Genomic DNA, 23,026 nt, shown 5'->3' on the forward strand with positions numbered 1-23,026 from the left:
GAGGGATTGTTACTACATGGGCCACATTCCAAATGCTATCAGTCATTGAAAATTGGGTTCATACTGGATATTGGAAGTATGGGCATCAGACAAAGGTGGACAGCATGAGTAAAGGCCAGGACAGAAAGAAAGACACGAAAAAGAAACCGCTCTTAACCGCCAAGGAAAAGAAGAAAGAGAAAAACGCAAAGAAAAACGAAAAGGATGTACTGGGGCATTGATTCAAAGGGGAGATTGATATCTCCCCTATCCCAAAAAAACGGCCAATAGCTCGGGCCTGCAATGGGTAGTCACGACGAGCAGCTATAGTGTGACAATCCACCAACATCAAAGAACTCGGGTGGCTTCAGCCTGTAGTATTTCGTCTCTATACCCTCCGATTGCTCGGCGTATGGCTGCGTCATCACGTCCTGCAGCTCTCGAAGCAAAGTGTAATCCCCCGCTGCTGCTCGCTCATAGGCAGGCGCGACGAACCACTCTTTCAGACTATACTTCGGGTTCACGAGCTTCATCTGACGGGAAAGCTCTTCACGTTTGCCGGGGCTTAGGCGCGATTGCCAATCTGTCAGCCACGCTGACCAGCGTTTGTCCATCCCATCGGGGTCTGCGTCATAAGCTCGGCCTTTGTAAAAGCTCTTCTTGAGCGGCTCAATGTCTTCCGGCAACGATGAGAGTTCCCGGAAAAATAGCGTGTAGTCCACGGGCGTTTGCATCATCAACGTGGCCAGTTCGCGAAACAACGCCGAGTCAAATGCGTTGAGTCCGAGCTTGTCAGCCCACATCTTCTCCATCTGCTCTTGCATCACCTTGGGAAAATCACCTTGAATCTCCTCCAGTTGCTGCAAGTAGTCTGGATGCCCTGTCAATAACGGCCGAACCGCCGAACAGAACGATTGGAAGTTGCGTTCCGCCGCTGCTGGCTGGTTGAGGAACGCAAAGTGTTGGCCGCCCCCGGTCCATGGTTGGAACTGAGGATTGAATGCATCGCAGAACCCAAAGGGGCCATAGTCGAGCGTGAATCCGCCCACCGCACAGTTGTCGCTGTTGAAGTTGCCCTGGCAGTAGCCAACACGGATCCAGTTCGCAATCAGCGAGGTCAGCCTGCCGCGAAACTCACGTGCAAGCAAAACCACTTTTTCGGCGGTACCCATTGTTTGTTTGCTCAGGTCACGGTATTCACGTTCAATCACGTGCAGGACGATTTGCTCAAGCTCCTGAATCGCGTTCGGATGTTCCTGCTTGCGGGCACGACGACCAAAGAGCTCTAGCTGCCCTACCCTAATAAAGGACGGTGCAACCCGCGTGGAGATGGCAACCGGCTCGGAGATAAGCACATCCGGATCAAGTGAGTGTGAGCCCTCCGAATACCAGGGACGCCTGACAGTCTCGGTTTTCGACACGTACAGGCTTAAAGACCGCGAGGTGGGCACACCGAGCGCATGCATGTGCTCCTGTGCCAGGAATTCCCGCACACTGGACCGCAAAACGGCCCGGCCGTCGCCGCCGCGGCAGTATGGCGTGCGCCCTGCCCCTTTCAATTGCATTTCCCAGCGCTGCCCGTTGATGACAGCCTCGAGCACCGAAATAGCGCGACCGTCGCCGTAGCCATTGCCGGTCTGGAACGGACACTGCTGGTAGAATTCGTTGCCATAGATAGAAAGCGCGTAGCCACAGGCCCACCCGACCTTGCGCAAAGGCTCCGGAGCCCGGGACAAGTCACCCGAGAACATGCGCACGAAGTCATCTGACTGCGCCAGACTATTGGCAAGACCCAGCTGCTGAAACAGATTTTCGCTATGGGCGACGTATTCTGGGCTTTCGATGGGCGTGGGCTTGACTGGAACATAGTGGCCCGAGAAAACCTGTCTTGGCGCATGGTCGGCTCCGCTTGCCCTCCCTTCCGGATCGCAGTTGAGCGTGTCCATGAATGAATAGTCTGCCAACGGTGCGAGATCGTCGAGGGTCGCGACAGTTTTGGGTATTTCCCGGTGACGTCGCGTTACCATAGGGGCTCCTCATACATTGGTTTGATTATGGGTAACAGTTTGAGTGTACATTATTTGCGTCTACGACTGCGTTCAGTAGGCTGATTGCAGCCAATCTTGAACTTAGCGCGTATGAGTAAGTCTCATAGCGTGAAATGCAACGTTCTTTTTATCGACAGCACATAAGGACAACAAATGAAACTGCAAAACAAATCGCGTATAGGACCTTCTCTTGCTCTTTGCCTGGGGCTCCTCTGCACTGCATCCTTGGCCAACGCACATGAAACGTCGACGGGATCTCCTTCAGGCCCAGACGCGGGTCAGGCCGGCGGCGACAAAGCGGCTGGCATGAATCGCCATCACTCTTACGGCGATGACCATAATGGACACCACGGCAAGAACGGATACTCCGGTCATCACGGCAAGAGCGGTCATGGCGGGATGCAGACGGCCCCCACCATAGAATTGGATCTTGATGCTGATCAGCTAGAAGACATTGCTGAGATTCAGCGGGAACTTCGCTCAGATCTAACGGACCTGAAAGTTGAAAGGTACGAAGCATCGCTCAAGCTTGAGGAACTCTACGCCGCGGAAGAGCTGGATGCCGGCGACATTGTCGATCAACAGCAAAAGGTTTTTGACGTCATCAAGGAAATCACGGAACTGCAGGTGGAAGCCCAGCAGGACATCCGCGATCTGTTGACCGACGAGCAGAAAAATAAGCTGCTGCAGTCGGGTGACTGGCTCATGCCAAACTAAACCCATTGGGTTTAGCTGACTCTGATCGACTAATGCACAGGCAAGACTCAAGGATTATCAACGATGACAGATGGCATCGTGACACCGGTGAGCCAGGCGCTGGCAGAAGGCAAGTTGACCCGTGACGAGTTGAAATCCCTGATGCAGCGCTCGGACGGCCCGGCGTTTCGACATCTGGCCGTCTGGGTGCTGGTTCTGGCCGGCACGACGACGCTAATCACGCTGGCCTGGAACAGCTGGCTGATCTGGCCCGCCATGTTCCTGCATGGCATCGTGCTGGTGCATCATTTCTCGCTTCAGCATGAATGCGTGCATTACACCGTGTTCCGCACCCGCGAATTTAACAATATCGCTGGGCAGATCTGCGGGCTCATTATAATGCTGCCACACCGTTTCTTCCGCTATGAGCATTGCGATCACCATACCTACACGCAACTTGACGGCGAGGATCCAGAGCTGATTCCGATGCCGGAAACCTATGGTGAATACCTGCTTTACCTCTCTGCAATTCCCTACTGGAAGACAAAGTTCAGCGAGATAACAAGCCACGCCCTGGGGCGGCTGTCGGATGCTGAAAAACGGTTCGTTCCGAAAGAGGAGCATGGGTCGATATACCGCGAAGCGCGGATCATGCTGGGAATTTATGCGCTGATCTTTGCGGGCATGGCAGTCACCGACTGGTGGGGACTGGTCTGGTACTGGCTCATCCCGTTGTTTCTTGGCGAACCGGTCATGCGTTTCATCCGGATGACGGAACACGTGGGTCGCCCGACCGTGACGAAGATGACTGAAAACACCCGCACCAACCTGGTCTCGGCGCCCTGGCGGTTTCTGTGCTGGAACATGAATTATCACGCGGAACATCACTATGTGCCCCTGGTGCCCTACCACACCCTGCCTCTCCTCCATGAAAAGCTGCGTGACCATATTCACATAGAGCCCGGCGGCTATCTCGGCGCGCATAGGGACATCCTGGGGAAGATCCACGAGGCACGGGCATGACCGACAAACCATGGCGCGATGTGATCGCGGTGAACGAGCTGGAAACTAACTGGGTTACTCGGGTCGAGGTCGGGCGGAAAACCATCGCTGTCTATGATACGCCCAACGGTATCTATGCCTCGCTGGCACTTTGTACTCATGCTGGGGCGGATCTGTGCGACGGCTATTTTGACGATCATGTGATTGAATGCCCGTTGCACCAGGGCGCCTTTGACGTTCGGGACGGAAAGCCCGTCGCGGCGCCGGCAACTCGGCCTTTGCAGGTACTGGAGGTTCGCGTGCGAGATGGCATGGTTCAGATACGGGTTTAAAACAGCATTCCAAGCGTCGCGAAATGCGCTTGTCAGGTGGCTTGTTGGCGCCTCGCCCAATCACAGAATTCGTCAATTGGCATGGGTTTGGCGAAGTGATATCCCTGTACGCGATCGCACCCCAGCTTGTGCAACATTGCCAGGGTGTCGGCATCCTCAACGCCCTCGGCCACCGTTTCCAGGTTGAGGGTCTGTGCCAGTTTCAGGGTATTTTCGACAATGGAAAGGTCATGGCGGCTGGAACACATCTGGCTGACAAAACAGCGGTCGATTTTCAGCTCGTTTATGGGAAGGCGGCTGAGATAAGCGAGGGATGAATACCCGGTGCCAAAGTCATCCAGAGCCACCTTGCAGCCAGCGTCCGAAATCAGAAGCAGTGAGCCGACTACGGCGTCTATGTTGTGCATCATCGAGGTTTCAGTCACCTCGAAAATCAGAAGATCCATAGGGATGGCGTGCTCTTTCGCATCGCTCAGCAGGTAGGACACAAAGCCGCTGTTGGTCAGGTTCTGCACAGACAGATTAATGCTGCAGGTGATGTTCAGATTATGCGATTGCAAAGCCTTGATAGTTGCCCAGGCCTCGCTGATGACGAAACGGGACAGCAAATCCATCAATCCGGCATTTTCCGCAATATCGATCAACTCACCGGCAGGGACGGGACCGAAGCGTGAGCTGTTCCAGCGTATCAGAAGCTCAACGCCTACCAGTCTTTGCCCCGACTCGTTCATCTGGGGCTGCAGATACAGCTCCAACTCGCCTGCTTCAATGGCGGGCGGCAAAGCTCCCATCAACGCCAGGCGGCGTCTTGCAAAGGACGAAATATCCTCGTTATACACCCGTACAGGCACGGTTTCCCGGGCACTACTGTCCCGGGCGGCAGAGGCATTCTGAAAGAGCACTTCGGCTTTTTCACCATGCTCCGGGTAGATTGCCACACCGCAGTGAAGGTTCATAAACAGTGGCAGCCGTATGGAGTTAACCGACACCTCGTGATAACCGACTACCTGTTCAATAAAGGGCTCCAGTCGGGCGTCCCACCCATCGAGATCCATCAGAAAGGCAATGGAGCCAAACTCGGGGGTTGCCAGGTACGCTGGTCCGGTATTTTCAAGGCAGATAATACAACCCGGGCCGGCAAGGGCGTGATTGAAGTTACGCACCAACTGGCGGAACATTTCCTCGGCCAGGCTACGGCCCATGCTGGAGGCAATCTCTTTCACCTGGGGATAGTGAACCAGCACCAACGCTACCCTTTCGCCCTTTTGGGCCGTTTCCTGCAACCGACGGTTGAGCAGTGAGGTGTTCGGCATCTTGGTCACCGAGTCATGCGAGGCCTCGTCAAGGGACTTCAAGTGCAGTGTTCTGACCTGTCGTTCAGCGTCCTGTTGCAGCTGAAGCGCAGAGATCTTGTGAGCCCGTTCCTCTTTGATTCGATGGGCCAACGCAAAGGATAACAGCAGCACTTCGGCGGCGGAGCCTGCTGCCAGCGCGTTGCTGGTAATGGTATTAACTGGCAATACGTCGAAAATATTCAACAGGTAGGTGAAGGCGCCAACGGCAAAGGCCGTCCAGGCGAGCACGAAATAGCGGGCGATCGCTACTCCCGCACGCAAACCGCCAACGCCTGCAGTGATCAGAAGTGCCACCACAAGCGCGCCGAGGAGCCCTGCCAGCCTTGCGCCACTGATTGGATCAAACAGCGTGTAAACAATCAGCACCCCAGCCAGGCCGGCGGCTACTGTCATGCTGCGGTTCAGTTTCGGGGAAAACCCGGGCCACTTCAGGAATTGCCGCGCGAAGAACAAGGCCCACAACGATAAAAACCCGGTACCTATCGGCAATGCATAGCGTGTAAACAGAGGGTTATGAGGCCAAACAAACGTTGTGCCCACCCCCGAAATGCTAAGCATGACAAAACTCAGTGCGCCCAGGTAAAGCACGTAGTAGCCATAGGCCGGGTCACGAATCGACAGGAACAGAAACAGGTTGTAAACCACAAGGGCTACAAGAATTCCGAAGTAGCCGCCCCAGTAAAAGCTTTGCTCCGAATATTGATCAATCAGGTAGTCCTCGCGCCAGAATTCGAGAGGAACTTGCAGCGATGTGGAGGAATCCGCGCGAAGTACCAGATCAAGATTTCCGCTCAGCCCCTCGGGGAAAGGCAGGCTGACGGAATAGCCATCGGAGTGTTTGGGTCCTTGCAGAACCTGTTCGCGAGTGATCTGGTAAATGGCCGGTAAACGACCGTCCTGAAGTACGTGCAGTTCTGCCTCTTCCAGCAAAGGATAAGGAATCACCACGTACCACTGTTCATCGGTCGCTTCTGGGATACGGATCGACGCTTTGACCCACACAGGCGCAATCGTGAAGCCCAGGTTCAGTACACGCTCAGACTTCTCAAGCCACTCGCCCTGCTCCATTACTTCCTGCAGGGTCGCCTGGCCGGTGGGGTCGACTGAATAGACCAACCCCTCGTTCAGTGAGTAATGATCAGTTTCGTCCTGAACGACTACTTCCGCCGCCAGGGCGGGACAAATGGCCACTGCCAGAGCCAGGATCATCAAGCTCGACCACATTCTTCCAATCATAATTCATCCCTGTCTCACCCCTATTCCGCCAGGGGCTTGATCAGCCGACCAGTAAATCCCATTCCCTCGGCCTGTTGACAGAAGGAAAGAAATTCACCCCCCTCAAGTTCGGGTCGTTGTAGCAACACCAGAGCCTCTACAAGGCAGCCCGGGATGTCACGGCGGTTCCAGGATGGCATGCGCGGCCACATTAGAAACTCCGAATGCGAGAGTACCACTTTCTCGACGGTAATCTCCCTTTCAAGCAATTTTTCCCGAACATTCAAGCTGATGCATGGGTGAGTGTCGTCTGCTATTAGCGACCCCTTGGGCATATGTTGAAACATATCCAGGACAACATCACCGTGGGACATTAGCCCGATGTAGAGTTTTTGATCATGCAGTCGGGCGACGTTGGATGTGCGCAACACAGTTCCCTGATCTGTCGTTATCTCTTCATCTTGTTCGTAGCGCGGGTCGTAAGCGATCACTTTTTCATAAAGCCCGCTCAGATCGTCACAGACCGCATTGCCAATGCGCCCTGCTCCGCCTAGCACGACAATACTGGTCTCTTGTGAATATTCCGGACGCGCTTTCATCTGCTTGGCCACATCCCAGATCATATAACGCGTGCCCAGACTGCCCTCGACAAGAGGATCTGAAATGTCGATGCCGGCCTTCTTGACGAAGTTGGGCAGTCGACCTACCAGCGCAATCCGCTTCACATCCGGAAAATCCCGTTGGAGCTGGCCCATATACTCACGGACTTTGTCCGAATCCGCCTGCAACTCGTGCTCAAGGGTTTGCGAGGCCACCAGAAGCCCTCGCGCATTCTGGTTCCGGATAAAGCCCAACACCAGATTTGGCGGCATTCGTTTTGCCAGTTCGGGCGAAAAATAGGTGTCAGCGTCCCGTCTGTTGCCATAAACCGCAAACACGAAATCCGGTTTGGTAAGCCGGATGATCAGCGAACGAAAGAAGGTGTTCGCAAAGAAAACCGCAAACCGGCGGCTGTCTCTCCAGAGCCGACGCTTGCTATTAACCAGCAGCCGCTGCCAGGCGGGGGCCAGGTCATAGAGCTCCCTGAGCTCGAAATCCGAGAAGCGTTTCTCGTCAAACTGAATGCCGATATGGGATTTGCCCATATTGGCCACCAGGGCCGGCATTGGTTCCAGGCTGGCGCCCCGGAAGGAGATATCAATCGTTTTTCCGGGCTGGATAAATAGCCCGCTAGGCCGCTTTAACCGTAGTCCGCCGGCGGACATGTTCAGCGAACTGGTTTCAATCGTCGCTTCTGCGTAATTGAGATTGACCGGCAAACGTATACCTAATCGCCGGTCGCGCCGCCGCTCTCTCTGAGTCCTGTTTGTCATCCTGATTCCCTTTCGAAAGTTTGGCTAAGTATATGACTTTTATGCAGATCGGATATGTGATCTAAGTCGACATATTCACCCAACCCCCCGGGGAAAGCCTTGCTCGCTATCCCTCGGGATGGCTGGCCAGCTCTTTCAGTGCTTCCATGGCTTCGTCGATTCGATCGCTGGGTACAAACATGTGGTCATGATAGAACCCGGCGATGACATTGGTGGTAATGCCTCGCTCGGCGAGCAGGCTGGTTACCACGGAGGTAAGCCCGAGGGCTTCAAGGCTTGAGTGCCCCTCAAGTGTGATACGGCGGAACACTCGGTAGTAGTCCAGGCCTTCGGCTTTGGCCTGTTCCAGAGGAATGACCAGGGTGAGGCCTTCCAGTTCGGCAATGCTGACAATGGGTTTGAGCTTTTCGAGCTCACCATACTTTGCGCGAGCCACCGTACAGTAGACGTAGGTGGTCGAATCCAGGGTTGGCGAGAGCTGCTTGATTAAATCCTGTAGAAACTGTGATCGCTTCATCTTTTGGCTATCCTCCGGGCCGACGTTATGGTTACTCGGTATAGGTACCTGGTAAATGTAGCAGTCACTCGATCCGGTAGCGCCCCATTTCCTCTCTTAACTGCTTCGTCATGTTCGCCACTCTCTGACTTTGAGATGTGGTGTCCTTTGCAGATTCGGTATTGCTCTTGGCGGCCTGGGAAATATGGTCGAGGGTTTCGCTGATCTGGGCAGACACCTGGCTCTGTTCTTCAGCGGCACTGGCGATATCGGTATTGCGCTCACCGATCATCGACATGGCGCTGTTGATTTTGGCCATTGCCGATAGGCAACGGGCTGCCAGTTCGTTAAGGGTTTCTGAATGCTCTCGCGCGCTGTTGATATTGTCGGACATGGATTTCGAGCTGCTTTGAAGCCCGTCAATGCGTGACCGGATATCTTCCACGGCATCCTGGGTACGCTTTGCAAGGTTTCGTACTTCGTCCGCAACCACCGAGAAGCCCCGTCCGTGTTCGCCGGCACGTGCGGCTTCAATGGCTGCATTCAGGGCCAGCAGGTTGGTCTGCTCTGCAATGGAGTTGATCATGTCCAGCACTTCCCCGATGCCATCTGACTGACCCCGAAGTTCATTCACGGACGAATGGCATCTGGACACTGCGTCCAGCTGTTTTTTGATGCTCTGAACAGTTGCTTCCAGCTGCTCTTCACCGTCTTTTGCTTCCCGGGATCCTTCTCTGGCGACATCCTGGGCGTGTACAGCGCTCTCGGCGACGGAGGTGGCGGTTGCGCTCATTTCGTGAACGGAAGTCGACGCCGTGCCCAGGTCCTCGCCCTGACGCTCACTGGACTCAAGCGTGGCTTTTGCCATGTCCGAAAGATGTCCGGAGACGTCAGCAAGTTCGTGCCCCAACCCGTTGACGGTTTTCATCGTGGACTGGAATTTCTCCAGGACCGAATCAAAACCATTCGCCAGCTCGCCAAATTCATCTCGGCGCTTCGAATTGAAGCGCACGGTCAGATCGCCCTCGCCGCTTGAAAGGTTGCTTACTACCTCTCTAAGTGCGCTCAGTGGCCGCTCAACGATGAGTTTGATGGCGACACCCAGGCTGGCAAGAATAATCAGTGCCGCCAGCCCAATAAACCCTGCGGTACTCATTGACTCAGAAAGAATCCGGGAAGACACCTCGTTACGAGAAGCAACGGCAACCACCTGGTAATCCCATGGCTCAAACTGAGCAACTTCAATGTCCCACTCGTCATTGGTTCCCGCTTCAATGATCTTTTGTGCCGCCTCCACGCCACCTTCAAGATTGCTGCTAACGGTGCGAACGCGGTCCTTGTCATCGACCAGGACCACGAATCCGCGATCCAGTACATGCAGCTTGGAAATAATGTCTTCGATAAACGTAAGATCGGCGCTGTAGCCCACATACCAGATGCCGATAACCTCACCCCTTGCATTCAGCATGGGGACGTATCCCGTCAGATAGGGTGAATTAAGGATATCGATCTGGCCGAAATAGGATTGTTTGTTCTGGATCTTCTGATAGACCGCGCCGCCGGGTGTAAGAATGGTGCCGGTTGCACGGGCGTCGCCTTTTTTGACATTGGTGGCCACGCGAACAAAGTCTTCACCGGATTTCACAAAAAGGGTTGCCGTGCCGCCCATTTTTGCGGTCAGCTGGTCCACCAGCTCGTAATCCAGAGCCTGCGGAGAATCGCCCAGATACAGTTGCGGCACGGTGCGGTCGCCCACCCTCACCTCTTCATTGCCCAGGCGGGGTTGGCCGAGGCGAAGGCCGTCCTCGATCAGCTGCTTCATACTAGCCTGGACTCGCGCAGACATAAGCTCGTCACTGATTGTCAGCGCCCGGGATACGTCATTGATAGCGCTTTGCTTGGCAGTTTTCGCTTCCCTCTCAAGGCTTTGGGAGGTGGCAAATACGCTGAAAAGAATGGCTGCAATGCCTACTGTGGCAATAACTCCAATAACGACCAGGAACAGCTTTACGCGAATCGACATAACCAACATCTTCCTTTTGCAGGTCCCATCCAGGCGACGACTACCCTTCAGCGTAAAAACGCTGTTCTGTCGGGAGTAAGGCTCCCATCCTTCACTTAACGACCTGTTGTCGGGGTTCTGAACAGGAATCTGATTTTATTTCTGGATTTCACCCTGTCGGAATCCTGTTCGGCACTATTACGGGCAATGATCCCGGAGGACCTGAACCGCGTACTCAAAGAGGTTCAAACCAATTTAGAACAAATTGAAAGGATCCGATCTATGAACCTGTCCAGTCCAGAAAACCGTGTGCCTACCACTCTGGCCAAGTCTTTCGCGTTTGCCGCGCTTTTGGTGCCCGCAATGGCCGGCGCGGCAGATGCGCCCAGCGCTGACGCGATCGCCAACGCGGTCAGCAATCATTCCTACCAGGGCAGCATGAGTGAAGCTAACTCCGGCTTCAACGAATATTACGCGCCGGACGGTACAATTCATGGGAAGGGCTATAAAGGCAAGTGGACCACCAAAGACGGCGAAATGTGTTTCGCCTATGGGGAAGCTCCCACCTGTTATGGTGTCAGCATTGACGGGCCATCCATGGTCCTGCGCCAGGACGGTGACATTAAAGGCAATGGTATGTTGATTGAAGGCAATACCGTTAAATGAATGATCAGGGCTGCCTGCATCGGGCAGCCCTGTTTCTGAGGGCGATTACGCCTCGGACTTGTTGATGCCCAGACGCTGGTTCACCGCATCACGTATTTCCCGGTACCGATCAGCATCATTGGCCAATCGTTCAAGATTGTCTTCCGGGAAGATTTTCTTGATCTTTTCTTTGACCTCGTCTTTCTCATAGACCGCTGGCAGCAATTGTTGCAGAGCCCTCAACATAACCTCGGGCGATACCGAAGCCCCGGGCGATGCCCCGAGCAGGGTGCCGTAGGTCTTGTCTCTGGACACCAGAATCTCTGTACCCATCTGCAGATCTCCGTCCTTGATGATCTGCACCCGCTGACCGGCTTCGATCGGTTCCCAGTCGAACTTCTTGCTAAGACCGGGGGCAAAGGACTCGAGTTCCTCCATCATGCTCTTTCTGCCCTTGAAGGTTTCGGACACCAGGTATTTCACCAGCGGGAAGTGCTCAAGGCAGACATTCAGCAGGCCCGGAATATCGTGCAGGCGAATCGATTTGAGGTAATCAAAAAATCCGCGGCCCCGCTCAAGCACCGGTTTGAAGGATGCAAACGGACCGAACAGCAGATAATGCTTGCCGTCCACGACCCGCAGATCCAGATGCGGAACCGACATGGGAGGCGCACCAACCTTGGCTTTACCGTAGGTTTTTGCACGGTAGTCTTTCGCCTGTTCTTCAGTAAGAGGCGCCTGGAGGAACCGCCCGCCCACCGGGAAGCCGGTGAACCGGTTGCGGAACGGCAGGTGGCTCTTTTTCAGCAAGGGGAATGCGCCGCCGCCGGCACCGACAAACAGAACGTCTGCTTTATGCTGAACCGGCCGCCCTTCCTGCTCGGCCTCAATCACCCAGCGTCCGGTGGGGCTTTTATGGACGCGCTTTACGTGAGTGCCGTATTCAATTTTTACGCCCAGGTCATTCACCGCGTGAGAAGCCATCTGGCGGGTCAGGGCGCCAAAATTGACGTCTGTGCCGGTTTCAATAACGGTCGCTGCCATTTTTTCATGGCGTGGGCGCCCTTCCATTGTGTAGGGAATCCACTCCTTGATCTGGTCGAAGTCCTCGGAATAGCGCATGTTCTCGAAGAAATGGTGGGCGGACATTTCTTTATAGCGTAACCGCAGCTCCTCTATTGCCGGCTCCGGAACGATGGTGCAGTGCTTGGTCTGGTTAATGAAGCTCTGCGGGTCCTTGATGGCGCCCTTCTCGACCAGGTGGGCCCAGAACTGTTTGGCCACGTTGAACTGGGCGTGAATCTTCAGCGCCTTTTCGACTGAAATAACCTCTTCATCCACCGGAGTGTAGTTCAGCTCACAGTTGGCCTCATGCCCTGTGCCGGCGTTCCAGAAAGCCGAGGAGTTGCCCTCGCCGGGTCCCCCGAGCCTTTCCAGAATGGTGATGTCTAGATCCGGTGCCATTTCCTTTGCCAGTGTCGCAAAGGTGGTACCCATGATCCCTGCGCCGATGATGATTACGTTCATAGAATCTGCCCGTCAGTGTGCATTTTTCTGAATTTAAACAACAAAGTCTTATGGTTGAAGGGTATCGGTGTCAATCCGGACATGGTGTTTCCCACGCCTGACCCGCACGATATCCGCCATGATGGACAACGCTATTTCGGCCGGTGTCTTGCTGCCGATGTCCAGTCCGATCGGCATGTGAATGCGGGCGATCTCGGCCTCACTCAGCCCCCCGGTGCGCCGCAGACGCTCTGCCCGCGCACCGCTGGTGCGCATTGAGCCCATCACACCGATATAGCTGGCGCCGGTCTTGACCGCTGCCATCATCGCCAGGTCGTCAATCCGGGGATCATGGGTTACGGCAACCACCGCGGTCGAAGCACCACAGGCACCGTCCGAGGCAATATACAGGGAAGGAAGCAATGGCACGAACTCAACGCCCTCCGGCATCGCAAGCCCTCGGGTCACCTCTTCCCTTGGGTCACAGAGCACCACTTCGTAGCCCAGACTGACCGCAAACGTGGCGCAGGCTTCCGCAACCGTTGAGTACCCGGCAAGAATCAGTCTGGCCACAGGGCCAACACGAATTTCGACACGGTCTTCAGCGTTATCTCTGACAACCCTGGGGCCGATGGGGGCACCCTTTTCCAGCCAGTGGGTACCATCAGCCAGTCGAACATGCCGGGTCTGGTCTCCTTTGCCGGCAAGCGCTGCTTTTACCAGTTCCAGGTGGTCAATGCTTTCCGGTTGGGGTGATAACCGCTCCACTAATACGTCAAGAATGCCGCCACAAGGTAGGCTGATGCGGGAATTTTCCTGACCATCAGCAGGGTCGCCATAACGCACAACAACCGTTGGTAGTAAATATTCGCCGTTCGTCACCCGTTCCAGAAAATCGTCTTCGACACAGCCACCGGACAGCGATCCCAGATGCTCTCCGTCGGATGCGGCAACCATCATTGAACCCGGCTCCCGGGGTGACGAGCCAAAAGTGGACAGCACGGTGCACAGCCATACCGTTCTGTCGCTGGCCAACCATTCGACGGCCTGTTCGATAACCCGATAATCCAGGCTTTGCATGGTCATCCGTTCAGTTGATCAGTTTGTAGGGCCGGTCTGGAATTCAGGCGGCAGTTCAGCCTCTTCCGGTACACGCAGTTCAAAACCTGACTGCAGTGTCAGCGTTGCACCGGGTTCGATCGTCCGCTGCCATGCAAGTATTCCCTTGATGTCCCGGGCATTGCGGGAAACCGGTTCAGTTATTTCCAGGGGCTCCACGGTCAGGCTGTCCTGTCGGGAGACCGGAAGCCTGTCAAACACCCGAACGGCCACCGATTTCGGGTGGTTGTTGGTGATTTCGTAACGATTGATATGGCGGACGTATTTTTTGCCATTGAAGATGCCCCGCTGCCCCTGCTGGTTCTGGACATTAACCACCTCTGCAACCACGCGGTCGTTAACTCCGAAGCCCATGGACAGCTCACTTCCCGCTGAAAGCTTTTCAATAAAGACGCGACCTACCGACTGCCCGTCACGATAGAGGGTAACCGGGCCTGACTGCAGCGATACCTCACCATCGTAGGTGCCGGTGGCATGAATGAACCCGTTGGTGTCCATCGCGGGAAAGAAGCGTGTCTCTATGGAAACCGGCATCTTGTAGGTGGCAACGGCAACGAACTGTTCCTGATTTCCACTGGCCAGTGTTACCGGTGCTTCCAGTCGGTAGCTTTGGGTGAACGCGCCTTCGTTCTGAACGCTGGCGCTCCGGGGAGCACTCATGGCCTCTGACTGGATCATGTCCATGGACGCAGGCGCACCTTTTGCCCGATACAGCGAGTTCACGCCGGGCGATACCACCCAGGGGTTAAGAGGCGGAATGTCGGTTCCCAGGTTGGTGTTTGCAGTGGAAAGGGAAAGCCGGATATCCGTCCAGTCTATTCCCGTGGCCTGGCGGATGGATGCCAGATGCTCCAGCTTCAGGCTTCCGTCGGTGCCACTCTGCTCCGTTGCAAGCCTCGCATTGTACTGGCTGTGCCAGCCCGCATCCGGGGTCTGGTACTGAAGTTCAATGGTTGCCTGCCCTGCTCTTGGTGCCTGATAGACGATGGTTACGTTCTTGGTGGCCCTGGCATTCTGGGATGTGGCGGCGAGCTCTCGCTTGATCCGGTCCCGTTCAGCGATGTCGTTGGCCATGGCCTGTCTGATCTCGCGAATTCTGGCCAGAGCCTTGCGGGTGCTCTCCTGTACCGTATTTGCCAGTGATACCAGCTCCGATGCGGTGACTTCCCCCGGGGTAGCGGCCGCTTTGGCCATCAGCGTCACCTGTTGATTCCAGGCCTGGATCTCGTCTTCCCGGGTACCGATCGCCTGTTCTACCTTTTCCAGCGCGAGTTGCAATTGCCGGGTGGATTCAGCGACAACTTCCGCCTGCTCCACCTGCCGAATCCCGACCCGTTGTATCTGAACGCCGGTAACACCCTGTAACTCTGCCATCAGGGTCTGGTCCTGCATGGAAACAGGCAGCCCACGAACGGTTATCTCGCCGCCGCCTTCTTTGAGGGATGCGGTTTCCTCCCACACAACCTGCGCATGGGATGGAAATAGCGTGGCGGATGTTACCTTTGCCTGGGCTGAAAACGGCAGGCCGAGAACAAGCAGAGCGATTGGCAGTTTCATAGTGTTTCCATCTGTGTCAGCGAAAACCGGGGCTCAGGGCGCCCATGAATTGGTCCAGCAGCCCGGATGCTGTGACCGGTTCTGAACGAATACGTTCGTTGTAATAACGGCTGAAGCGCCTGAAATCTGCCAACTCCCAGTTTAGCGGGTCCATCACCTGGCGGACGGCAGGCAGGTTACTCTGGTCCGCCACGGTGAACCGATAATTCATGGACACGTTACCCTGATCAGCAAAATCGTATCCGGAGTGAAAATCGCGAATCAGCAACAGGGCCAGGCCGCCCCCCATGAAGTGTCGCCCCAGGCTGAGTTCCAGCCGGCCTTCTGCAATCTCATCAAGTGCCCGGGGTTCCCAGTCTATACCGCCCACAAACGCATCCTGTCCCGGGACGAGTCCTTTGTTTTCGAGGGCGGCAATCGCCCCAAGCGCCATACCGTCACTGGCGCTCCAGACCAGATCCAGTTGCGGGTATCGATCGATCAGCCGCCCCACCTTTTCAGCCGCTTCCTGGCTCTCCCAGTTGGCGAAAACTACTTGGCTAACCAGAGGCGAATATTCCGAAAGCGCAGTGTACAGGCCCTGGTTTCGGTCAACGGCCGCCGAGGAGTCTCGTGTACCGGTAAGGCCGATCAGCGCCTGGGGTGCTGCCCCGTTCAGGTGCCAGTGTCGCTGATAGAGTTCATTGGCCAGGGTGTAACCGGCCGTAAAATTGTCAGGAGAAACGTGGCCGATCCAGTGGGCGAGCTTTTCCCTCGGTTGCCCGGTCAGGCGAATTTCTTCGTCCGGAACTGCTGTATTGAAAGTGAACGCCTCGACCCCGGCTTCACCGATCATGGTGAGCATCTCGTGTGTCACCTTTTCTTTACACATCAGAATAATGTAATCGGGCCGGTCTGGGCGGGAAAGTACGGTTTCCAGTAGTTCGCGATAACTGTAACGGTTCTTGCTCTGGTCCGTATAGATGGTGAGATCGATTTCAAGATCGTCGGCAACGGCTTCCATGAATCCGCCAACCAACTGCCAGAAACGCGAAGTGTCCGGAGACAGGAAGACAACCTCAATGGATGATGACCCGTCCGTCGCCCTGGCCGGTGAAGTGAATAAAAAGGCATGACTCAGGATCAGAATGGCAAACGCCTTTAAACGCACAATAACTCCTCGGAAAGGTTGCCGGTTTACTCGGCCTATTATCAACCGAAATAAACTACCACTGCCACTGAACCGCCTTAAAGCTACCTTTTGAAACACTTCATTACTTTTCTGCAATTGTTAACTGCGTCATGGGTTGGTGCGGCGTTTACTGATACTTTGAAAACTCAATAAAAAAGCACCGTAAGTCTTCCATGGAGGATGACCTCATGAGACGTCGACTGGCTGTTGCCCCTGTTTTGAAAGGCGCCTGTTTGTCCGCCGCGCTGACAGCCTGCTCCATTGCCCAGGCCGCATCGGTACAAGCGGTATTTTCCGCGGAAAACGCACTTTATGGCGCTGGATACAGCATCGGTCAGGCGGATGGCTGGATCGATGACAGCTTTCGCCAGGCACTCCGCAAATTCCAGGCAGACCGGCCGGGGCTCGCAGCCACCGGTGAACTGGATTCTGACACGCTGAATGCGCTGGGTATTTCCGGGCAGTCGTCCGAGTTGATGGGTGGCAATGTCGTGGCAAGCCGAGAGGCAGCGCGGAAAGAACTGGGGCTTGTTGCCGCTTCCCTGGCCAAGCCGGCGCCCCGAACCGCCCCGGAACCGCAGCCCCGTTCGAGGCCTGAACCTCAGCCAGAGCCAGAGCCTGTGGTCGCGGCTGTGAGTGCACCGGTACCTGAACCCGAGCCGAAGCCAGCACCGGAACCCGTGGTCGTGGAAAAAGCGGCGCCGGTGGTGAAGAAAGCTCCAGAAACCCGTTCAGAGCCCGAGCCTGAACCACAAGTCGTCACTGCACCGCCTGAGCCTGCCAAACCTGAAGCCAATGCACAGACTCCTGTTCAGAAGCAGCCTGAGTCGGAGCCGACGTCGGAACCCATACAAATTGCATCAATCACTCGATCTGACAACCAGCCGATTGACAAAAACAAGCCTGAGGCCAAACAGGCGGACGCTGAGGATGCCGGGGATAAAAGCGTTGAAGTGGCCGGTGACGATGTAAACGATGTGGCGAGCATGGAAGCGACGCAAGGCGTTCAACAAGCTGCGGAGCGGCCCCTGGAAAGCAGTTCCCCGGAGCGCCCCGCGTCATCAGAAAGCAGTGGTAACTTCCTGACGAAGATGTTCGATTTTCTGTTCGGATGGATGGTCTGAGCCGCGTTTCCGCAGGTTCAGACAAATTTCCAGAATGGTGTTTTGAGACGCTGCTCAATGATTTCGGGCCGATAACCCACGTCGTTGAGTAGTCTTGCGTCTTTAGTCAGCACCAGGTTAATGAAGTCCCGCTTTTTACGCCAACCTTTGAATACTGATACCGCCTTCTTCATTTCTTTTCTGTCCTCTGAGTGATCAATCCGGCATTGCCGGAGGTTTATCTGAATAGGTTGCTATTGTATGGAATCTGCCCAGCCGCCCCCATACTTGGATACACCTATTAAGCCTTTGACAAATCGCTAATAGCTGCGGGAGGTTTCGGGGGTATAGGATGGTTGCAGACTTAATCCGAAACCATCCGTGGACCTGAAGGAAAACTGCATGACCTATGCGCGAATTGCCGGGACGGGTTCCTATCTTCCCGACAATGTCATGACCAACCGGGAGATGGAGAAGCTTGTTGACACCAGTGACGAGTGGATTCGTGAACGCACCGGCATTGAGCAGCGCCACATAGCGATTGAAGGTCAGACCACGGTCGATCTTGCCGAGCAGGCGTCGCGGCGGGCAATCGAAGCGGCTGGCATTAATCCGTCAGACATTGATCTGATCGTATTCGCCACCTCTACCCCGGACAAGATCTTCCCCAGTTCGGCGTGCATTCTTCAGGCCCGACTGGGCATTCACGGCTGTCCGGCGTTTGATATCCAGGCTGTCTGCAGCGGTTTCGTCTACGCCCTATCGGTGGCGGACAAATTCATCAAAACCGGCAGCAGCAAGAAAGTTCTGGTTGTGGGGTCTGAGCTGTTCTCCCGGATTCTCGACTGGGAAGACCGCGGCACCTGTGTTCTGTTCGGGGACGGCGCCGGCGCCGTAATCCTGGAGACCAGTGAGGAAACCGGCATTCTGTCGACCCACATTCACGCCGATGGCCAATACCAAAACCTGCTTCACGTGCCCTACGGGATTGGTGACGGTTTTGACCAGGTACGTGCTGGCAAGGGCCATGTTCACATGAAAGGCAACGAGGTGTTCAAGATTGCCGTCAATACCCTGGGCAAGATTGTGGATGAAACCCTGGAAGCCAATCAGATGCAGAAGTCCGATGTAGACTGGCTGGTGCCTCACCAAGCCAACCTGCGTATCATTTCTGCAACGGCCCGAAAGCTTAATATGTCCATGGACCAGGTGGTGGTTACCGTGAATAAACACGGCAACACCTCCGCCGCCTCCATTCCCCTGGCGCTGGACGTTGCCGTTCGCGACGGCAGAATCCGGCGCAACGAAGTTGTTTTGCTGGAAGCCTTCGGGGGCGGCTTTACCTGGGGCTCGGCACTGCTGAGATACTGATTCTCACGCCACGCTTACCCACAGGCCATTGTCGTAACGCTCGGCGCCGTTAGCCGCCAACCGGTGCAGGCATACCCACTGGTTATCGACCAGTGCGGCGACATCCGGCTGGCGCTGAATCACCGATTCGATCCGTTCAGCGGGTGCATCGATCAATACCGTCAGGCGCAATGGCTCATGGCGCCAGTGCTTGCCATCATGTACCGATTGAATCGGTAGGCCGATTCTGAGCTCGCTGCTATTGCCCTCCACAACCCCCAGATTTCCCCCGACGACAGAATGAAGCAGCTTGTTCCCCGATCCGTAGGTATCGGGACCGGTCACCGACGCAAAGTACTGAAGGTTGATCCAGTTGGCGACGACCATCGGAGCGGCCAACAGGCCTTCCAGCAGGCTACCGTCCTCATCCTGCGTGGGGTCATAGTCGTGCAGGAATACCCGTCCGCCCAGATTCCTGCCGCGGGTTCGGCTGCGTTTGGCGAAAATGATGGCCGCGTTATTCGCCAGGCCCCATTCCGGCCGAACTTCGGACCAGTCACGGGTTCTCATCTCCATGGCGTCTTTCAGATCCTGGTCGCCCAAACCGTTCAGCTTCAGCGCGGTGGCGCGTTCCCGGCGAACCGCCAGACCTGCTTCTGCAAATGCGTTCTCCAGGTCGGCCAGTCTCTGGATATGGGAATCAGGCACCTGATGGCGATCGGCAATGGACACGGTATCGGTGACCGTGCAGTGTTCGGCAGCAATCGCCCAGGTGTAATCGGGAATCCGGATGCCCTGCTCTGCCAGCCCGGCCCGCACCTGAGGATCGTTCACCAGACTGGCTGCAAGACGGGCGTTCACGCCACCGCTCTGGCCGCCACAGGCACCGCATTCCAGCCCGGCATGATTCGGGTTGTTATTGGTATGGCTGCCATGCCCGACAAATGTCAGCAGCGGCGCAAATCCGCTGGTTAATGACATACCGCGAAGCATGTTGGCGACCATTGTTGCTTTCTCTTTGTCGGACAGCGGGTCGCCGCTGTAGCCGTGTACCAGCCGCCCTTCGACAGTTTGCTGAGAACTGCTGCTCGGGCCAATTTTGAGGCTGTCCCTGAGCAGTTTCCAGGCCCAGGCCAGGCCAGTGGTCTCCACCAGAGTGAAGGTGGACAGGCTGCCGTACTTGGCCTCCCGGACTGACTCCCGTGTGATCTCCTTCTGGTCTCTGGCTCTGTTCTCCGCCATGTCCTCTTTAAGACTACCTTTGGTATCGACCAGGCGGCAGGAGGAAGGCAGCAACCCGGGAAGGCGTCGTTTGGGTTCGAATGGCCCGTGCTGGTGGTGTTCGATGGGCATGCCAAAGAAGCCGGCAAAGCCGATCGTCTGCACACCCGGGTAGGCCTGCTCGAGGTGCCGGCGAATCACTTCAGAGCGCACATCGATACAGAACACCGCCTGGGCTTCAGGTGCCGCCGGCTCCGGCAGTGACGGTGGCTTTTCCTTCGAACCAGACGAGTCCAGTGCGTGCCACAGACTGCGCTGATAGCCAATCTCCAGGGCTCGCTGCCAGACCCATAGTGCGGCACGGTCGGAATGATTGCCGCCTCGATGGAGATGGGTTTTGCGCTTTTGCCAATCGGCCTTCTGGCTGGTAGACGCAAAATGAAAGCCCAGGGATTCCCAGACCAGCATGATGGCCAGCAATTCGCCGCAGCGGTAGGAGGATTTTCCCTCAAGCCCGGCACGCCAATCCACTCCGCGGCACCACGAGGCCCAGCCATTGATTCCGAGAAGCAGGCTGTGACTAAGCGCTTCGAGATCTCGACCGGAGACGCCGATCGCTTTGACGGCGTTGGCAATCGCATCATCCATGGTATCCGGTACGGATTTGAAGAACGCCCGGGCGCCAGTAAGGCCGGTGCTGAAATCCAGGGACCGGTCCTCACGTACAGACTCCAGCCAGAAGGCAAAAAGATCAGTCTCAGAGCCGCATTTACCTGTGGACCAGCGGCCCTGCCTCTGGTCAAAGAAGGCTCCACATGCTTTGGACACCTTATCCCGGGCGGTCTGCGCCAGGTTTCTGTCCAGTATCGAGAATTGGCCGGGTTCTGTGGACGCAGCAGGGCGTTTAATCAAGGCAAGATAATCAGCGGCAACCCGCCCGTCCTGTCCAATCTCCTCAATGCTCGCTTGCAGATCCTGTTGCTGGATCCGCCCGCCCTCCCAGGCCTCACGATAGAAATCCCGGGGCATAAGCGTACTGATACCCGCTCTTTCCTGCAGCAGCCCGTCAACCCGTGACGCTGGCAGGTGTCTCAGCCCCCAGAACGGGTTCACGGCAATCCATTGATCCAGGGGCCAGACTGGAGCCACAAGATCGCAAGCTTTGCTAAAAGAGTCCCGCCAGTTTTCCAGACCGATCATGACCTTTTCTCCAGTGTGAAGGGATGATGAGGAACCCGGCGAACCATGGAAGGTACTTCCAGGGCTTTCGTCGCAAGCCGGCCCGTTAGCCGGTCGAACGGCAACTCAAGATACAAGCCATGACGGAAATGTCCGCAAAGCCGCCGGGCAAAACGGTAACGGCTACCAAGCTGAATGAGCAGTGAAAGAGTGGCCAGCAATCCCACCATCATGGTGCCAAGCACATAAGCGACTGCGGGTATCTGTATTGGCGAGTCGTGGGCACCAACCGCAGGTCCCACCAGCAGATGAAGGAGCGAATAGACCGGCACGAGCAATAGCGCCATCAGGGCCAGTCGGAAGCGGAGTGCTGGCCCGGCTCCTGCGGGTATGCCAAGAGCCGAGGCGGTAACGGCAAACACTAGCAGTGAACCGAGAATCGCGTTTTCTTCCACAATCCAGGGAGCCTGAACCAGTATCAGGGCCGCTACCAGGCCAGTTGAACCCGCCAGGAACAGACGCCTGGCAATTGGTGCCTGGGGGAAACCTCCACTGGCAGAAACAGCGACCGTCCGACCGGCAGCGAGAAAGGAGTGGGCCTTGTAAAGGGAATGGGCCAAAAGATGAAGAAGCGCCAGGGTGTAAGCGCCCATGCCGATCTCAAAAAGCATGAACCCCATTTGGGCGCAGGTAGACCAGGCAAGAGCGTGCTTTACCGAGTGTTGGGTCATCATGGTAAGCACCGCCACCAGCGCGGTAAATCCACCAACGGTCAGCAGTATCAGATGGCCGAGGGTAAAGCCGTCAAATACGGGGAAAAGACGCAGCCACAGGAAGCCACCAAGGTTGATCACTCCAGCATGCAGCAGAGCTGAAACCGGCGTCGGCGCCTCCATCACACGGATAAGCCAGCCATGAAAGGGTATCTGGGCGCATTTGAGTGCCGCCGCCAGTGCCAGAACGACAGAAGCCATGGTCAAATGCTCTGAGCCACCTGCCCTTGCCGACTCGTTAGCGATCATCTCGGGCAGGTAGAAGGTTCCGTAATGCAGATACAGGAAGATAACACCGGCAACCACCATCAGGTCGCCGATGCGGCTGACGATAAATTTCTGGACCGCGGCCATTCGCGCCTGGGGCCGCTCCTGGTAGAGCGTCAGCAGATGGTGTAACGCCAGGCTGACGCCGATCCAGGCGCCGGTCATGACCAGCAGATGATTGGTAAACACAAGCACCAGAACCGACGCAATGGTGACCAGGAACCAGGGAAGAAACCGGTCACGCCCCGGATCCTGGCTAAGGTAGGTATCGGCGTACCGCAGGATTACCCAGCCAACAAAGGCAACCATCAATGCCATCCAGACTGCGATGCCATCGGGATACAGGCCGATCCTGTTACCAAGCGTGGCAAGAGTCGTGTTACCCGAACCGGCCGACGGCTGGATAACGAGAAGCAGCGCAACGATCAGTGAGGCAGCCATGGAACCCAACAAGAGGCCACCGGCGATACGCCAGCAGTGATCAATTTTGAGCGGGTTTTTGAGCCAGCTACTCAACCCGGCAAGAAAAAAGAGTGCAACCGGCACCATCAGCCAGAGTGTCAGGCCCAGCAACGTTGTAAATTCAGCGAGCGGATTCATGGGGCAAACTTCCTGTTTTCCGTTACGTTCGAAGGAT

The 23,026-nt window shown here is 56.0% G+C and carries 18 protein-coding genes; 6 read left to right on the forward strand and 12 right to left on the reverse strand.

Translation table 11 applies throughout. The features are described 5' to 3' along the window. Positions 1–290: 290 nt before the first annotated feature. On the reverse strand, positions 291–2,006 hold the full coding sequence (locus FPL19_RS14965; protein WP_150913594.1) for a protein adenylyltransferase SelO: 1,716 nt from the start codon (positions 2,004–2,006) through the stop codon (positions 291–293). Between the two features lie 174 nt (positions 2,007–2,180). Here FPL19_RS14965 and FPL19_RS14970 point away from each other — a divergent pair, with 174 nt between their 5' ends. The 3 genes from FPL19_RS14970 to FPL19_RS14980 all read left to right on the forward strand — a co-directional run bounded on the left by FPL19_RS14970 (position 2,181) and on the right by FPL19_RS14980 (position 4,057). Then, positions 2,181–2,744: a Spy/CpxP family protein refolding chaperone gene (locus tag FPL19_RS14970; protein ID WP_150913596.1), complete on the forward strand. Its 564-nt coding sequence runs from the start codon at positions 2,181–2,183 to the stop codon at positions 2,742–2,744. A 63-nt stretch (positions 2,745–2,807) separates the two neighbouring features. Beyond that, positions 2,808–3,746, forward strand: coding sequence for a fatty acid desaturase family protein (locus FPL19_RS14975; RefSeq protein ID WP_150913598.1), 939 nt, complete (start codon positions 2,808–2,810; stop codon positions 3,744–3,746). Then, on the forward strand, positions 3,743–4,057 hold the full coding sequence (locus tag FPL19_RS14980) for a non-heme iron oxygenase ferredoxin subunit (protein WP_150913600.1): 315 nt from the start codon (positions 3,743–3,745) through the stop codon (positions 4,055–4,057). The genes FPL19_RS14975 and FPL19_RS14980 overlap by 4 nt, the downstream gene beginning before the upstream one ends. 32 nt (positions 4,058–4,089) lie before the next feature. On the opposite strand, the gene FPL19_RS14985 is transcribed toward FPL19_RS14980, so the two are convergent. The 4 genes from FPL19_RS14985 to FPL19_RS15000 form a co-directional block, all read right to left on the reverse strand. Next, the gene (locus FPL19_RS14985; RefSeq protein ID WP_150913602.1) at positions 4,090–6,648 is read right to left on the reverse strand and encodes an EAL domain-containing protein; all 2,559 of its coding nucleotides are present in this window, start codon (positions 6,646–6,648) and stop codon (positions 4,090–4,092) included. A gap of 20 nt (positions 6,649–6,668) precedes the next feature. Next, positions 6,669–8,000 (reverse strand): PilZ domain-containing protein, encoded by a 1,332-nt coding sequence (locus FPL19_RS14990; RefSeq protein WP_150913604.1) that lies wholly within the window; start codon positions 7,998–8,000, stop codon positions 6,669–6,671. Between the two features lie 106 nt (positions 8,001–8,106). Continuing rightward, positions 8,107–8,517: an ACT domain-containing protein gene (locus FPL19_RS14995; RefSeq protein ID WP_150913606.1), complete on the reverse strand. Its 411-nt coding sequence runs from the start codon at positions 8,515–8,517 to the stop codon at positions 8,107–8,109. 64 nt (positions 8,518–8,581) lie between these two features. Beyond that, complete coding sequence (locus FPL19_RS15000) at positions 8,582–10,519, reverse strand: methyl-accepting chemotaxis protein (RefSeq protein WP_191965292.1); 1,938 nt, start codon at positions 10,517–10,519, stop codon at positions 8,582–8,584. A 261-nt stretch (positions 10,520–10,780) separates the two neighbouring features. On the opposite strand from FPL19_RS15000, the gene FPL19_RS15005 reads away from it, so the two are divergent. After that, complete coding sequence (locus FPL19_RS15005; RefSeq protein ID WP_150913610.1) at positions 10,781–11,164, forward strand: hypothetical protein; 384 nt, start codon at positions 10,781–10,783, stop codon at positions 11,162–11,164. 45 nt (positions 11,165–11,209) lie between these two features. Here FPL19_RS15005 and FPL19_RS15010 read toward each other — a convergent pair whose 3' ends face one another. The 4 genes from FPL19_RS15010 to FPL19_RS15025 are packed head-to-tail and all read right to left on the reverse strand — an operon-like array spanning position 11,210 to position 16,475. Further along, positions 11,210–12,670 (reverse strand): malate:quinone oxidoreductase, encoded by a 1,461-nt coding sequence (locus tag FPL19_RS15010; RefSeq protein WP_150913612.1) that lies wholly within the window; start codon positions 12,668–12,670, stop codon positions 11,210–11,212. Positions 12,671–12,718: 48 nt separating this feature from the next. Continuing rightward, entirely contained in the window at positions 12,719–13,729 is a 1,011-nt protein-coding gene (locus FPL19_RS15015; protein ID WP_150913614.1) for an XdhC family protein, read from the reverse strand. 18 nt (positions 13,730–13,747) lie between these two features. Further along, on the reverse strand, positions 13,748–15,325 hold the full coding sequence (locus FPL19_RS15020) for a DUF4139 domain-containing protein (protein ID WP_150913615.1): 1,578 nt from the start codon (positions 15,323–15,325) through the stop codon (positions 13,748–13,750). A gap of 16 nt (positions 15,326–15,341) precedes the next feature. After that, entirely contained in the window at positions 15,342–16,475 is a 1,134-nt protein-coding gene (locus tag FPL19_RS15025; RefSeq protein WP_191965293.1) for an ABC transporter substrate-binding protein, read from the reverse strand. Between the two features lie 209 nt (positions 16,476–16,684). Here FPL19_RS15025 and FPL19_RS15030 point away from each other — a divergent pair, with 209 nt between their 5' ends. Then, the gene (locus FPL19_RS15030; protein WP_191965294.1) at positions 16,685–17,620 is read left to right on the forward strand and encodes a peptidoglycan-binding domain-containing protein; all 936 of its coding nucleotides are present in this window, start codon (positions 16,685–16,687) and stop codon (positions 17,618–17,620) included. A gap of 17 nt (positions 17,621–17,637) precedes the next feature. On the opposite strand, the gene FPL19_RS17560 is transcribed toward FPL19_RS15030, so the two are convergent. Further along, positions 17,638–17,793, reverse strand: coding sequence for a hypothetical protein (locus tag FPL19_RS17560; protein ID WP_191965295.1), 156 nt, complete (start codon positions 17,791–17,793; stop codon positions 17,638–17,640). A gap of 208 nt (positions 17,794–18,001) precedes the next feature. Between FPL19_RS17560 and FPL19_RS15035 the strand changes: the two genes are divergently transcribed. Next, the gene (locus tag FPL19_RS15035; RefSeq protein WP_150913621.1) at positions 18,002–18,970 is read left to right on the forward strand and encodes a beta-ketoacyl-ACP synthase III; all 969 of its coding nucleotides are present in this window, start codon (positions 18,002–18,004) and stop codon (positions 18,968–18,970) included. 3 nt (positions 18,971–18,973) lie between these two features. Here the strand turns inward: FPL19_RS15035 and FPL19_RS15040 are convergent, their stop codons facing one another. Continuing rightward, on the reverse strand, positions 18,974–21,370 hold the full coding sequence (locus tag FPL19_RS15040) for a YbcC family protein (RefSeq protein WP_150913623.1): 2,397 nt from the start codon (positions 21,368–21,370) through the stop codon (positions 18,974–18,976). After that, positions 21,367–22,989, reverse strand: a complete 1,623-nt coding sequence (locus FPL19_RS15045; RefSeq protein WP_150913625.1) for an NADH-quinone oxidoreductase subunit L — start codon at positions 22,987–22,989, stop codon at positions 21,367–21,369. The genes FPL19_RS15040 and FPL19_RS15045 overlap by 4 nt, the downstream gene beginning before the upstream one ends. Positions 22,990–23,026: the final 37 nt, after the last annotated feature.

The sequence above is a fragment of the Marinobacter halotolerans genome (assembly GCF_008795985.1).
In the GTDB taxonomy this organism is placed as follows: domain Bacteria; phylum Pseudomonadota; class Gammaproteobacteria; order Pseudomonadales; family Oleiphilaceae; genus Marinobacter; species Marinobacter halotolerans.

Bases quoted from the DNA above. Each gene is read 5' to 3' on its own strand.
- FPL19_RS14965 (WP_150913594.1), bottom strand. From the start codon at position 2,006: ATGGTAACGCGACGTCACCGGGAAATACCCAAAACTGTCGCGACCCTC.
- FPL19_RS14970 (WP_150913596.1), top strand. From the start codon at position 2,181: ATGAAACTGCAAAACAAATCGCGTATAGGACCTTCTCTTGCTCTTTGC.
- FPL19_RS14975 (WP_150913598.1), top strand. From the start codon at position 2,808: ATGACAGATGGCATCGTGACACCGGTGAGCCAGGCGCTGGCAGAAGGC.
- FPL19_RS14980 (WP_150913600.1), top strand. From the start codon at position 3,743: ATGACCGACAAACCATGGCGCGATGTGATCGCGGTGAACGAGCTGGAA.
- FPL19_RS14985 (WP_150913602.1), bottom strand. From the start codon at position 6,648: ATGATTGGAAGAATGTGGTCGAGCTTGATGATCCTGGCTCTGGCAGTG.
- FPL19_RS14990 (WP_150913604.1), bottom strand. From the start codon at position 8,000: ATGACAAACAGGACTCAGAGAGAGCGGCGGCGCGACCGGCGATTAGGT.
- FPL19_RS14995 (WP_150913606.1), bottom strand. From the start codon at position 8,517: ATGAAGCGATCACAGTTTCTACAGGATTTAATCAAGCAGCTCTCGCCA.
- FPL19_RS15000 (WP_191965292.1), bottom strand. From the start codon at position 10,519: ATGTCGATTCGCGTAAAGCTGTTCCTGGTCGTTATTGGAGTTATTGCC.
- FPL19_RS15005 (WP_150913610.1), top strand. From the start codon at position 10,781: ATGAACCTGTCCAGTCCAGAAAACCGTGTGCCTACCACTCTGGCCAAG.
- FPL19_RS15010 (WP_150913612.1), bottom strand. From the start codon at position 12,670: ATGAACGTAATCATCATCGGCGCAGGGATCATGGGTACCACCTTTGCG.
- FPL19_RS15015 (WP_150913614.1), bottom strand. From the start codon at position 13,729: ATGCAAAGCCTGGATTATCGGGTTATCGAACAGGCCGTCGAATGGTTG.
- FPL19_RS15020 (WP_150913615.1), bottom strand. From the start codon at position 15,325: ATGAAACTGCCAATCGCTCTGCTTGTTCTCGGCCTGCCGTTTTCAGCC.
- FPL19_RS15030 (WP_191965294.1), top strand. From the start codon at position 16,685: ATGAGACGTCGACTGGCTGTTGCCCCTGTTTTGAAAGGCGCCTGTTTG.
- FPL19_RS17560 (WP_191965295.1), bottom strand. From the start codon at position 17,793: ATGAAGAAGGCGGTATCAGTATTCAAAGGTTGGCGTAAAAAGCGGGAC.
- FPL19_RS15035 (WP_150913621.1), top strand. From the start codon at position 18,002: ATGACCTATGCGCGAATTGCCGGGACGGGTTCCTATCTTCCCGACAAT.
- FPL19_RS15040 (WP_150913623.1), bottom strand. From the start codon at position 21,370: ATGATCGGTCTGGAAAACTGGCGGGACTCTTTTAGCAAAGCTTGCGAT.
- FPL19_RS15045 (WP_150913625.1), bottom strand. From the start codon at position 22,989: ATGAATCCGCTCGCTGAATTTACAACGTTGCTGGGCCTGACACTCTGG.